The organism is Amygdalobacter nucleatus (assembly GCF_029167365.1).
Lineage (GTDB): Bacteria > Bacillota > Clostridia > Saccharofermentanales > Fastidiosipilaceae > Amygdalobacter > Amygdalobacter nucleatus.
On record NZ_JARFNM010000001.1, the window covers coordinates 825,494 to 838,625 of the forward strand.

A 13,132-nucleotide genomic window follows, 5' to 3' on the forward strand; every position below is an offset into this window, starting at 1 on the left:
TGATGTAACTCCCATATTAGGAGAAACAATTATGGATATTTTCAAAATGCGCCAATCATTAAAGAACTTGTGTAAAAAGCATGTTTTGCTTGGCTTTGCGTTAGCAACACTTATTTATGGCTTATGCATGCCTGATGCTAGGAATTTGCCAGCTGATTTTTATAAGCTGTTGACCAATCAAGCTTATCTTGTACATGACTTTGTTGAAATAGCTGGTTTATCTGCAACGTTTATAAATGTCGGTTTACACTTTCTTTTAGCTTATTATTTGATGGTACGTAACGAAAGAAGCGGCTTATACGGCTTACAAATAGCAGCCATTGGGATGTTTGTGGGGCACGCTTTTTTTGGCTCTAATTTGCTCAATATTTTACCAATTATTTTGGGTGTAGCTCTATATGCTAAATGGGCAGGCCATTCGTTTAAGTTATATACAGCCATCAGTATGTTTGCCTGTGCCATGGCACCGTTAGTTAGCTATGTTATATTCGTGCATGGCTTTAATTGGCTAAATCTAGTTTGTGGCTTGATTTTAGGCTTAATTATCGGTTTTTGTGCAGCGCCGCTATCAGAATCATTTGTGCGTTTTCATCAAGGTTACACATTGTTCAATTTTGGTTTTACCACTGGTATGTTAGCTATGCTAATAACTTCGTTTTTTGGCTATTTTAATTTGGAAATTACGCCTGCTCAGTTTTTAAGTTCAGCTTATCATAAAGAACTCAAAATTTATCTGTTCATGATTATAAGTCTATTATGCTTATTAATTTTGGGTTGCGAAAAGTCAAAAATGCATGAATTAAAGCAATTGTTGAAATCAGGTGGTAGGGCGCCGAGTGATTTCATCAGCAGCTATGGAATCAGTGTAACTTTGTGTAATATGTGCATTAATACTAGCATCTATTTCTGTCTTATTTTAGCCTTAGATTTTCCACTTAACGGTACATTGTTGGGTGGATTGTTTACAATTCTTGGATTTTCAGCCTTTGGTATGCATCCTAAGAATTGCTTGAGTATTGCAATTGGTGTTACAATTGCCGCTTTGTTACATGGGGAAAATATAGCTAGCCAAAAATACTTATTGACGCTTTTGTTTTCAACCGGTCTAGCGCCAATTGCCGGCGAATATGGTTGGTTTTTAGGCATTATAGCTGGATTTATCCATTTTAACCTAACCAGTATCGTGCTTAATTTACACTTGGGGATGAGCTTGTATAACAATGGATTTACATCAGCTTTTGTAGCTGCCTTAGTCGTGCCTTTAGCTGAAACACTAATTGCCGATAACAATGACTATTAATTTACAGGAGAGAAGAGCGAATGATTAGTGAGAAAGATAAGGTCAATCGGATTATTAAAGAGTTTTTGACTTATTTTATGGGTCACCAGTTGACTGATATATCATTGCATTTGAAAGTGGATGATAAAGAGATGGCTTTGGCCTTTACAGTTCCGTGTGAAGCAGAACCGGCTGATTTTAAGATGCTATTGAAGGAGCTTAATGTGCCAAGAGAATATGAATTAGAAGAATACTACAATGGTCTTTTAGGCGCTCATCATGGCAGTCAGCACAACTATACTTTATTAGGCAAAGCTTTAGATGAAGCTAAAGGAACTTATGTACAGGGCAAACTTTATTTATGGGTGAAACGCTATAACCTTGCTTGACAAAAATAGCGGCTAAGTTTTACTTAGCCGCTATATTAAATTTAATTTCATAGATTGTCTTTAATCGACAATAACTACGGGCTTAATTAAATTAGATGGCTTTTGTTTCATTAGCATCAAAGCATCTTCAACATGTTCAAAGCCATGGAAACGATGGGTGATCAAACGAGAAACATCCAACTTGTGATGTTGCACTAGGGAGGCTAGTTTTTCCAAACGTAAACGACCGCCTGGCATTAAGCCACCGACGATCTTTTTGTGGCCCATACCAACACCCCATGTTACGCGTGGAATTTTCACATAATCGCCATCACCTAAATAGTTGACGTTACCAACACAGCCGCCGGCTTTTAAACAGTTGATAGCAGGGATGAAGCTGTCACAATCACCACCAGCAATGATGACTTTATCAACTAATTTGCCATTGGTTAAAGCCAAAACCTGCTCATCAATTGGACCGTCTTTATAGCTGATGAAATCTGTTGCGCCATAAGAGCTTGCAACATCACGGCAAACTTGACGTGTACCAACGCAAATTATGCGACTAGCCCCGCGCATGTTAGCACCAGCGACAGACATCAGACCGACTGGGCCAATACCTATTACCAAGACAGTATCACCAAATTGAATATCGGCTAATTCAACACCGTGGAAACCAGTTGGGACCATATCTGATAACATGCATGCTTCTTCGACAGAAATTTCGTCAGGAATTAATGCGAGGTTGCCGTCAGCATCATTAACATGGAAATATTCACCAAAAACGCCATCCTTAAAATTAGAGAATTTCCAACCTGCTAGCATTCCGCCAGAATGCATAGGATAACCATCTTGGGCTGCTAAAGAATGCCAATCTGGTGTAATGGCTGCTACCAAAACCTTATCACCAACTTTAAAATCCTTAACCAAACTACCAACTTCAACTACTTCGCCACAAGCTTCATGTCCTAGAATCATGTTATGCCGTTGCCCAAGTGCACCCTCCCAAACTGTATGCGTGTCGGACGTGCAAGGCGAGAGAGCCAAAGGACGTACAATCGCGTCCAAAGGACCGCAGACAGGACGATCCTTTTCAATCCAACCGGTCTTTCCAATCTCCAACATGGCAAAACCCTTCATAAAATAACGACCTCCCAAATATTGTGGTTATATAGCAATTTGCATAAATTATGACATAAATACTGATTGCTATATAGCGCTATAATAAATCAAAATGTGTTTTATGTTCAACTAGAATTTGTTAAATTTTAAATGTTGTAAATTTGACTTTATAAAACTTAACAAGCGGAAATGAGGCTAATTCTGTAGATTAACTTAGGTTTTAGCTGAAATAGCGGTTCACTAATTGCATAAAATGATGATTTAGACAAAAAAAGTAGTATAATTTGTCTGTAAGTTTGGCATTAAACTTAAAAGTCAATTTGACAAGTTTGCTTAAATTTTCTATAATCGACTGACATTTTGGAGGAAGGAAGTAGAACAATGTATCAGCTTTGTAAGTTAGCAGTTTCAACACCTTTACTCCAAGTATATGAACAAAAGGGCAAAGATAGTAGTTGCAACAGTTATCTCATTGATTTAAGTGATGCAGCTTATGTGATCGATCCAGCTTGGGCTCCTACTATTTGGGAGAATTTAGCTGATAAGGTAAGATTGTTATTTGCTACGCACGGTCATTATGACCATATCAAAGAGTGCGATAATTGGCGTTCTGCATTTCCTAGCGTTAAGCTCTGTGTTGAGAAAGATGAAGCTGAACATATGCAGCATGCTGATACCAATGTAAGTTGGTTATTTGGCGATGAAGTCAATTTTAATGCACCTGACCGTCTTTTAAGCCCGAATGAAGTAATTCAATTAGCACCTGAGGTGGAATTGAAGCTTTTACATACGCCTGGTCATACGCCAGGTTCAGCCTGTTATTTATTAAGCACTAAGACAGAGGGTGCGCTCTGTTTGTTTACTGGCGACACTTTGTTTGCCGGTTCGATTGGTCGTGTTGATTTTCCAGGTGGAAATGCAGCCATGATGAAAAGCACCATGGATTACATGTGCAGCTTAGCTGCCGAAGAACATTTACCACAAAACCTGCCTGTTTTTCCTGGGCACGGAGTCAGTACAACTTTAGAGCTTGAGTGCGAGAATAACTTGTTTTTGACAGGTATTTTGCATATCTGAGTTAATTCATTATTAGCTTGTATTTTAGATAGCTTTGCATAGCTGTACTGTATTTCATAATTTAGCATATTTCGTAATTTATGTAAGGAGCGTCAGCATGCAAGAACAAATGAGCTATCTGATTGAAACTAAAAATTTAAGAAAAGAATTTAAGGGTGCTTCTGGAACTATTGCCTTGCAAGACATTAATTTGCAAATAAAGCAGGGTGAGAGCTTTGGTATTATCGGTTTGAGTGGCGCTGGCAAAAGCACTTTGATTCGCTGCTTCAACTTTTTAGAAAGACCAACGACTGGTCAAGTATTTTTCAAAGGTCAAGATTTAGCAACTTTATCGAAGAAAGAACTTAGATTGGTTCGCCGTGAGATTGGCATGATTTTCCAAAATTTCAATCTTTTAGCACAACGAACAGTTTTAGATAATGTAATTTTTCCACTTGAAATTAGCGGCGTTAAACGCGATGTGGCAAGCAAAAGAGCCTTGGAATTATTAGATTTGGTCCAGATTGTTGATAAGAAAGATGCCTATCCAGACCAACTTTCAGGTGGGCAGAAGCAAAGAGTGGCGATTGCTAGAGCTTTAGCTAACAAGCCCTTAGTTTTGCTCTGTGATGAAGCAACAAGCGCTTTAGATCCAAGTACTACTGAGCAAATTTTGAAGCTTTTAAAATCAATTCAGAAGCAATTAGGCATAACTTTAGTTATTATCACGCATCAGATGGAAGTAGTTAGCAAGACTTGTGAACGAGTAGCTGTGATGGAAAATAGTAAAATTGTGGAGTTAGGCTATGTGCGCGATGTGTTTATGAAACCGCAATCAGAAGTGGCTAAGCGCTTGATTATGCCACTTGGTGGACTTGTGCAACGAATTGAAAGTCCTAATGTTATTCGCTTAACCTTCGATGGACAGGCTGCTACAGAGCCAATTTTGGCCAATTTGATCCTAGCTTGTAAGACACCGTTATCAATTTTGCAGGCTGATAGCAAAAATTTAGACGGTAATGTGTATGGCCAGATGCTAATTCAAGTTCCGAACGATAGGAGTATTGAAGAAAGAGTTTGTGCTTGGCTAACTGAACATGAAATTAATTTTAAGAAGGAGAGTAAACATGACTAATACACAGATTGTGCAATTATTGCTAGACAGTTTATTAGAGACACTATTAATGACGTTTATCTCAAGTTTGATTGCGTATGTGATAGGCTTACCACTTGGAATAATTCTCGTTACTAGCAGTGAAAAAGGTATTTTGCCAAATCCAACTTTGCATAAAAGTCTTGGCTTAGTAACCAATTTCTTACGCTCAGTACCATTCTTAATTTTGTTGGTTTGGATCATGCCATTTACCCGTTTGCTAGTTGGAACGACAATTGGTCTCAAAGGTGTGATAGTGCCTTTGGTCATTTCAGCTTTTCCATTCATTGCCCGTTTGGTTGAATCTTCTTTGCAGGAAGTTGATGCTGGTTTAATTGAAGCTGCACAAGCGATGGGTGCTAATAACTGGCAGATTATTACAAAAGTGATGTTAATCGAAGCAAAGCCATCATTATTGGTTGGCGCAGCTTTAGCAGTTACGACAATACTTGGTTATTCGGCTATGGCTGGTTTCTGTGGTGCTGGTGGTTTGGGTGCAGTTGCAATCAATAATGGTTATCGCCGTTACGATAACAAGCTGATGGTATTGACTGTTGTGATTCTGGCTTGCATTTTACAAATTGCCCAAGAGTTTGGTCTTTATCTAGCTAAGAGGATTGATAAACGGAATCAAAAATAATTAATGTGTCATCAAAAAAAAGGAGGAATAAATGATGAAAAGTAAACAATTATTAACAAATGTCCTTGCTCTCAGTTTGGGCCTAGGTTTGGTCGCCTGCAAAAGTATTCCCAATGAGCAGACAAAAAATACTACTGAACCTAAATCAACAAGTTCAGAGACTCAAAAAAGTCCAACTGAAACAGCTGAAGAAAGCAAAACAGAAGGTAAGACAGTTACTTTAAGAATTGCAGCTAGTGCAACACCACATGCTGAAATTTTGGAATATGCGCAAGCATTACTTGATTTGCGTTCAGATGCGAAATATAAGTTGGATATTAAAGTGTTTGATGATTATGTTTTACCAAATCAGGTAACTGAGGAAGGTTCAGTTGATGTAAATTATTTCCAACATCAGCCATATATGGACGATTTCAACCAGAAAAATGGTACACATTTAGTCTCTGTTAAGAAAATTCATTATGAGCCATTTGGTTTGTTCGCTGGTCGCAAGAAGAGCTTAGATGAACTCAAAGAGGGCGATTCAATTGCTATTCCTAATGACGGAACCAATGAAGGTAGAGCTTTGCGTTTGTTGGAGAGTGCTGGCTTAATCAAATTGAAGGCAACAGATGATTTCAATTTAACAAAGTTGGATATTGTTGAAAATCCTAAGAACTTGAAGATTGAGGAATTGGAAGCTGCTCAAATTTCCCGTGCCTTATCCGATGTCGATTATGGCGTAATTAACGGTAACTATGCTTTACAAGCTAAGTTGAATGTGGCTAAGGATGCCTTGATTAAAGAGGGTTCAGAGAAGTCAATCAATACTTTTGCAAACATTATTGCGGTTAAAAAAGGCAATGAAGATTTACCTGGCGTCAAGCAACTTGTAGAAGTATTAGGTAGTGCCGAAATGCAAAAATTTGTTGCAGATAAATACAAGGGATCAGTTGTGATGCTGGAAAATAAATAATAGTTTTATTGTTTGTTGATTTATCTAGGCAATGGAGCACTTGAACAGCTTTGTTCAGGTGCTTTTTACTTTTATTAAAGCAAAATGTTATACTTAAAAAATTCATATAATTTTTAGGTGAAATTTAGTTAGGACGGTGGATGTGGAAAAGATCAATCTAGCAAATCATAAAAAGCTATTAAATTATTTAGGTAAGGGTAAGCTTGCAGCTTGTTTAGCACCTTTATGTGGTTATGCTGAGCTTTTGTTTGCTATTTTAATTCCACGCCAAATGGCCAAAATTATTGATCAAGGCGTTTTGTTAGCAGACAGCAAAGCGATTATGCAGCAAGGGCTATATTTGTTAGCTATGTCGTTTGCTAGCTTGTTTTTTGGCCTTTTAGCCAGTTTAACGTCAGCATATTCAGGTTCACAACTGACGGCTAATTTGCGTACAGCTTTATTCAAACAGATCTTAAATTTTTCTTTCCCTAACTATGATAAATTTTCTAGTGCCAGCTTAGTTACACGTTTGACCAACGATTTATCAGTTATTCAGTTTTCTTTTATTACTAATCTGAGATTGCTCACTAAAATGCCTTTTATGTTAATTTTAGCCTTGCTGATGACCTATAACATTAACAGGCAAATTGCTTTGACTTATTTTACGTTATTGCCGCTGATGATTTGTATTTTAATTTTTATTGAAGTTAAAGCCTATCCTTTGTTTAGCCGTTTATTTGTGGCAATGGATGACTTAAACAATAATGTTAAAGAGAATGTGACAGGCATAAGGGTAGTTAAGGCGTTCGTACGTGAAGATACAGAATATGACAAATTTGCTTCTACAGTTGAAAATTTATACCAAATTAACTATAGAGCCGAAAAATTAGTTAATTATTGGAATCCGCTTGTTTTGTCAATTATATATGCAGCTGTTTTACTTGTCATATATTTAGGTGGCCGAAGTTTGGTGTTTGGTAGCATGCAAATTGGCGAACTTACAAGTATCATGATTTACACCATGCAAGTTGTCTGGTCGTTCTTTTCCTTTGCCTTTATTTTTATGGTCAATCTGCATTCAGAGGCAGCGAGAACGAGAACAATGGAGGTTTTAGATACTCAAATTTCGCTTCTATCACCAAAAGACGGCTTAAAAGCAGTTAAAGACGCTAGTGTTGAGTTCAAACAAGTCGCTTTTTCTTATGATGAAGAGCAGGCGAAATTAGTCTTAAAAGATGTTAATTTCAAGTTAGCTAGCGGTCAAAGTATGGGCATCATCGGTGCTACAGGTAGCGGCAAAAGTTCACTTGTTCAACTTTTACCCAGACTTTACGATGTATGCGAAGGTCAAGTGCTTGTAGGAGGGCATGATGCTCGGGACTATGATCTTAGTTGCTTAAGACAGGCTATTAGCATTGTTTTGCAACGAAATATTCTATTTAAAGGTACAATTTCAGAAAATTTACGCTTCGCCAAGGCAAATGCCAGTGTGGAAGAACTAAGAGAAGTATGTAAAATAGCTTGCGCTGATGAATTTATAAAAGATTTGGATAAGCAATATGACTATGAATTATTGAAGGGTGCTAGTAATTTATCCGGTGGCCAGAAACAGAGATTATGTATTGCCCGTGCCTTGTTAAAAGAACCCAAATTATTGATTTTGGATGATTCGCTTAGCGCCGTTGATGGTAAAACAGCTAGTAAAATTCAATTCAATTTACGTAAATTACGGGCTTACATGAGTACAATTGTCATTTCAGAGCGAATAAAACCGCTTTTAGATTGCGATTATGTGCTGATTTTGCAGGCAGGTAGGGTCAATGCTTTTGACACGCCAACTAATTTATTAAAAAGCAATCAAATATTTCAAGATTTGTACGAGTTAGAAACAGTGAATAAGGAGGATGCTAATGGCCAAGCTTAGTGTATTAAAACGTCTATTTGCCTATTTGTGGCAGGACCATAAGTTAAAATTACTTGTAGCTATCTTTTGCGTCATTGTCAGTAATTTTGCCTTAATTGCTGTTTCGTATGCTTTAAAGATCATGCTTGATAATTACATTTTGCCAATGATTCAAGCTAAGTCGTTAGACTTTACCAACTTTTACAAGTTCATAGCTTATTTAGCGAGTTTATTTTTAGCTGGTGCAATTGCCAACTATTGGTATAACAAGCTGTTAATCATATGCGGCCTCAAAATTCAAAAAGCTTTGCGTCTGACATTATTTAAGCACATGCAGGCCTTGCCGTTAGCTTATTTTGATAAAAATCCTAGTGGCAACATTATGAGCCTCTATTCGAATGATATTGAGAATATACAGTCTTTTTATACGCAGGCAATTTCGTCGCTTTTTCTGAATAGTATACAGGTGTTAATAACTGTGTGTATTATGTTTAGCATGAGCCCAATTTTGACAGCTATTTCACTTGGCTTCGTGCTAATTATGTTTTTTGTGAGTCGATATATTGGCGCTTGGAGTTCCAAATATTTTAGCGTGAGACAAGCGGCTTTGGCAGATTTGACAGGCCTAATTGAGGAGCAATTTGCAGGCTTACGGGTGATTAAAACGTTTAATCATGAAAAAGCTTCTTTAGCTAAATTTACACAAGTTAATAATTATCTTAATACCTGTGAGATAAAAGCTACAGCTTCCAGTCAGACAATTAGACCAATTATTCGTAATTTAGGTGATTTGCAATTTATCATAACTGCAATTATTGGCTGCTTACTAATCACAAAGCAAATTAGCAGTCTCAGTATTGGTAGTTTAGCTGCCTATTTGAATTTATCGCGCAGCTTTACCACACCGTTTATGGAATTAGCGCAATTGTTTAACACAATTATGCTGGCTTTGGCTGGGGCAGAGCGCATCTTTAACACATTAGCCATCGAACCTGAAGTTGATCAGGGAAAGTTAGAAAAATTACCTGAAAATGCAACAATTGAATTACGTAATCTTTGTTTTGCTTATATTTCTGGTAAACCAGTTCTACATAACTTGAATCTAACGGCCAAAGCTGGTCACAAAATTGCCTTTGTCGGTGCAACTGGTGCGGGCAAAACAACTATTACTAATCTACTTAATCGCTTCTATGAAGTGCCTGCTGCTTCTATATTTTATGGCGGAATTGATATTAAGCAATTCAAAAAATCAGCACTTAGAAGTTCACTAAGCATTGTTTTGCAAGATACAAATTTGTTTAGTGGTAGTATTCGCGAGAATATTCGTTATGGTAATTTATTAGCTTCTGATGCTGAAGTGGTACAGGCTGCTAGGTTAGCTATGGCAGATAGCTTTATAAGTCATCTCCCAAATGGCTATGACACGATAATTAGCGGCGATATGAGTGAAATATCTGAAGGTCAGGCGCAATTATTGGCCATTGCTAGAGCTATGCTTGCTAAAACACCAATTTTAATTTTGGATGAGGCGACATCTAACATCGACTTAAGGACAGAACGTTTGGTACAGATGGGCTTAGATAATCTCATGCAAGGCAAAACGGTATTCATAATTGCTCATCGTTTATCAACGGTTAAAAACTGTGAACAAATAATCGTGCTTGATCATGGTCAGGTAGTAGAACAAGGTACACACGCTGAGCTGTTGAACAAGCACGGAACTTACCATGATTTGTATACTGGCAAATTAGAAATGGCTTAATGCCAAAATTAACCACGTTTCCAAGTCTTAGGTCTAAAGCAAAGTAGCACTGGCAAAATTTCCAAACGTCCAGCAATCATTGAGAAAGTTAGGACAAATTTAGAGAAGTTATTATAAAAGGCAAAACTGCCAGTTGGACCAACTGCGCCTAAACCAGGACCGATGTTGTTAAAAGTGGCCACTGTTGCACTAAAGGCCGTTGTGAAGTCTGGGCTGTCAAGACTGACTAAGAGGACAATTAAGCCAAAAATAAACATGTAAACGGCGAAATAGGCATGCATACCACGCACAGTGTCTTTGGAAAGAGCTTTGTTATCCATCTGAATAAAATAGACGCGGTTAGGCGAGAGAGTTCTAATTATTTCAGCTTTAACAGATTTGAATAAGACAGCTACACGATAGATTTTTAAGCCGCCAGCTGTTGAACCAGCCGAAGCGCCAAAGATAGAAATGATCGTGATAATCACATGCGAAAAAGCAGGCCACTTATTGTAGTCGACTGTACAGAAACCGGCGGTTGTCATCAGTGAACTTGTGGTAAAGAAGGCATTGCGGAGAGCTTCGGCAAAATTTTGTGACATTGGTAGAATACTCCAAGTGATCAACAAGGTAGCTGCTGAAATGATAAATATATACCAGCGTAGCTCTTCATTTTTGAAAAATAGCTTAAATTGCTTCATCAATAAGAGGTAATAAAGGTTAAAGTTCATGCCGAAAAAGACCAAACTGATCGCAACAACATACTCAATATATACAGAATGGTAAGCACCAATGCTTGCCATTTTACTACTCATACCACCAGTACCAGCGATACCAAATGCATGGACAAAGGCATCGAATAAAGGCATGTGACCAAGCCAAAGAAGAATGACGACTAACATGGTCATGCAGAGATAAATAGTATATAAGGTACGCGTCATATCTTTGACTTTAGGCAAAAGCTTACCAAAAACAGGACCAGGAATTTCAGCTTTTAGTACGTTCACATTAGCTGAATTGCTAGCTGCATTTGGCATGATGGCAATGACGAAGACCAGTACACCCATACCACCAATTAAGTGCGTGAAACTACGCCAAAAAATTAAGCTATGGGGTAGAAGCTCAATATTGGGGATAACACTAGAACCAGTTGTGGTAAAACCACTTGCTGTTTCAAACATTGCATCCATAAAATTAGGCACATAGCCACTCAAAAAAAATGGCAGAGCTCCGATAGCTGACATGATAAACCATGACATAGCACAGATAATGTAGCCTTCCTTGGCGTAAATCTCTTTCATGTTGGGACGCTTGAAACCTAACAAAAAGCTTAAGATTAAGCACAAGCTTTTTGTGATTGCAAAGCTGATAAAAACTTTTGCTTCTTCTGCATAGATCCAAGCTACTAATACAGGAACACAGAGTAAAGCGGCTAGAATCAGCAACATGCGGCTGATCATCAATTTGATCATGCCATGATTCATACGTCAGCCTCCTTGAGAATATCGTCGACATCATCAAAGTTTTTATGTGTAGTAACAATTAAGACACGGTCGTTTTCTTTGATAAGATCTTGACCTGAAGGGAAAATTAAGCGATTATCACGAATGATATAGGCAATTAAGATATTATCTTTTAATGTCAAATTAGCTAGTGGTATATTTATGCAGTGAGCAGTCGCTTTAACGTTAAATTGTAAAACTTCAACTTTATCGTTGCAGAGACGATAGAGGGCATCAACGTTAGAACCACTAGCGTTACCATAAGCACGGACGAACCGAATAATTTTATCAGCAACTAACAAACGCGGCGTAATTACAGAATGTTGAGAAAATTCTGCCTTATCTTCATCATATAGTAAAGATAGCAAATTTATACGATTGACTTTTGAAATTACCTTTGGAACTTTTTCCCTAGCAGCATACAGACTGATCAACAAGTTTTCTTCGTCGATACCTGTCAAAGCGATACTTGCATCATAATCTTGGAGTTGCTCAGCATCCAAGACTTTTTGGTTGGTACCATCATCGTTAATGATTGTCACATTTGGAAAATCTTGACAGAGTTCATTAGCAATATCTTCATTAACTTCAATAACTTTTGGCGAAATATTACCTCTTTGCAGGCGAGGAATTAAGTATTTTGTAATCTTGCCACCACCGATGATCAAAGCGTTTTTAATTTTCTTTCGGCTATAACCGACATAGGCATAAAAACTGTTTAATTCTTTAATATCACCAGTAACATAGGTGCGGTCGCCTTCCAAAATCTCAGTCTGGCCAAAAGGAATGAGCACTTCGCCAGATTGCCGCTCAATTGCTAGAACAATCACGCTCTTAAATTTATTACGGACAGTGATCATGTTTTGACCGATTAACTGACTGTTTGCTGGTAATTTCAAATTGAGTAAATAGCCACGGTCGTGAGCGAATTGTTCAACATTGCTAGCTTGCGGAAATTGCAGGTTACCAGCAATATCTCTAGCTGCCTGCAATTCAGGATTGATAATCATATCAATGCCTAGTTTAGAACGCAAAAAGTTGATTTGCTTAGTATAGTTAGGGTCACGGACACGGGCAATTGCTTTCTTGGCACCCAATGACTTAGCTGTCAAAGCAGCAATTAAATTGGTTTCATCTTTTGGGGTAACAGCGATAAAAATATCTGTTTCTGCTACATTACTATCTTGTTGAACGTCGTATAAAGCGCCATTACCAACATAGCCTGTTATATCAAATTCACTGATCATATCGTTGATGACAGCTTCATCGAGATCAATCAAGGTTATATCGTGATTAGCATCTGCTAAATCCTGGCAAAGTGTTTCGCCAACTTTGCCTGCACCAACAATCATTATTTTCATATTATCTTCCTTTAATTACAAAGATCCTATTTGATGACTCATTGTACCATAATTTCTACCAGCTTTAACA

At 37.7% G+C, this 13,132-nt stretch carries 11 protein-coding genes; 8 read left to right on the forward strand and 3 right to left on the reverse strand.

Translation table 11 applies throughout. From position 1 onward, the window contains the following. The first annotated feature begins 31 nt into the window (after positions 1 to 31). Positions 32 to 1,300 carry a DUF1576 domain-containing protein gene (locus tag PYS62_RS03755; RefSeq protein WP_082714347.1) on the forward strand — a complete coding sequence of 423 codons (1,269 nt, stop codon included), beginning with the start codon at positions 32 to 34 and terminating at the stop codon, positions 1,298 to 1,300. A gap of 20 nt (positions 1,301 to 1,320) precedes the next feature. Next, on the forward strand, positions 1,321 to 1,668 hold the full coding sequence (locus PYS62_RS03760) for a hypothetical protein (protein WP_066714338.1): 348 nt from the start codon (positions 1,321 to 1,323) through the stop codon (positions 1,666 to 1,668). Positions 1,669 to 1,728: 60 nt separating this feature from the next. Here the strand turns inward: PYS62_RS03760 and PYS62_RS03765 are convergent, their stop codons facing one another. After that, positions 1,729 to 2,787: an NAD(P)-dependent alcohol dehydrogenase gene (locus tag PYS62_RS03765; RefSeq protein WP_066714337.1), complete on the reverse strand. Its 1,059-nt coding sequence runs from the start codon at positions 2,785 to 2,787 to the stop codon at positions 1,729 to 1,731. 363 nt (positions 2,788 to 3,150) lie between these two features. Between PYS62_RS03765 and PYS62_RS03770 the strand changes: the two genes are divergently transcribed. The 6 genes from PYS62_RS03770 (at position 3,151) to PYS62_RS03795 (ending at position 10,220) form a co-directional block, all read left to right on the forward strand. Continuing rightward, the gene (locus PYS62_RS03770; protein WP_066714335.1) at positions 3,151 to 3,846 is read left to right on the forward strand and encodes an MBL fold metallo-hydrolase; all 696 of its coding nucleotides are present in this window, start codon (positions 3,151 to 3,153) and stop codon (positions 3,844 to 3,846) included. A 97-nt stretch (positions 3,847 to 3,943) separates the two neighbouring features. Continuing rightward, a complete protein-coding gene (locus PYS62_RS03775) occupies positions 3,944 to 4,960 on the forward strand; it encodes a methionine ABC transporter ATP-binding protein (protein WP_082714346.1) in 1,017 nt (338 codons plus the stop codon). After that, entirely contained in the window at positions 4,953 to 5,618 is a 666-nt protein-coding gene (locus PYS62_RS03780; RefSeq protein WP_066714333.1) for a methionine ABC transporter permease, read from the forward strand. The genes PYS62_RS03775 and PYS62_RS03780 overlap by 8 nt, the downstream gene beginning before the upstream one ends. Before the next feature lie 31 nt (positions 5,619 to 5,649). Next, positions 5,650 to 6,573, forward strand: a complete 924-nt coding sequence (locus tag PYS62_RS03785) for a MetQ/NlpA family ABC transporter substrate-binding protein (RefSeq protein WP_066714331.1) — start codon at positions 5,650 to 5,652, stop codon at positions 6,571 to 6,573. 142 nt (positions 6,574 to 6,715) lie between these two features. Continuing rightward, positions 6,716 to 8,479, forward strand: a complete 1,764-nt coding sequence (locus PYS62_RS03790; protein ID WP_066714329.1) for an ABC transporter ATP-binding protein — start codon at positions 6,716 to 6,718, stop codon at positions 8,477 to 8,479. Continuing rightward, on the forward strand, positions 8,466 to 10,220 hold the full coding sequence (locus tag PYS62_RS03795; protein WP_066714328.1) for an ABC transporter ATP-binding protein: 1,755 nt from the start codon (positions 8,466 to 8,468) through the stop codon (positions 10,218 to 10,220). The genes PYS62_RS03790 and PYS62_RS03795 overlap by 14 nt, the downstream gene beginning before the upstream one ends. Before the next feature lie 8 nt (positions 10,221 to 10,228). On the opposite strand, the gene PYS62_RS03800 is transcribed toward PYS62_RS03795, so the two are convergent. Both PYS62_RS03800 and trkA read right to left on the reverse strand, forming a co-directional pair. Further along, complete coding sequence (locus tag PYS62_RS03800; RefSeq protein WP_066714326.1) at positions 10,229 to 11,683, reverse strand: TrkH family potassium uptake protein; 1,455 nt, start codon at positions 11,681 to 11,683, stop codon at positions 10,229 to 10,231. Continuing rightward, on the reverse strand, positions 11,680 to 13,062 hold the full coding sequence (trkA, locus tag PYS62_RS03805; RefSeq protein ID WP_066714321.1) for a Trk system potassium transporter TrkA: 1,383 nt from the start codon (positions 13,060 to 13,062) through the stop codon (positions 11,680 to 11,682). Before trkA ends, PYS62_RS03800 begins: the two co-directional genes overlap by 4 nt. Positions 13,063 to 13,132: the final 70 nt, after the last annotated feature.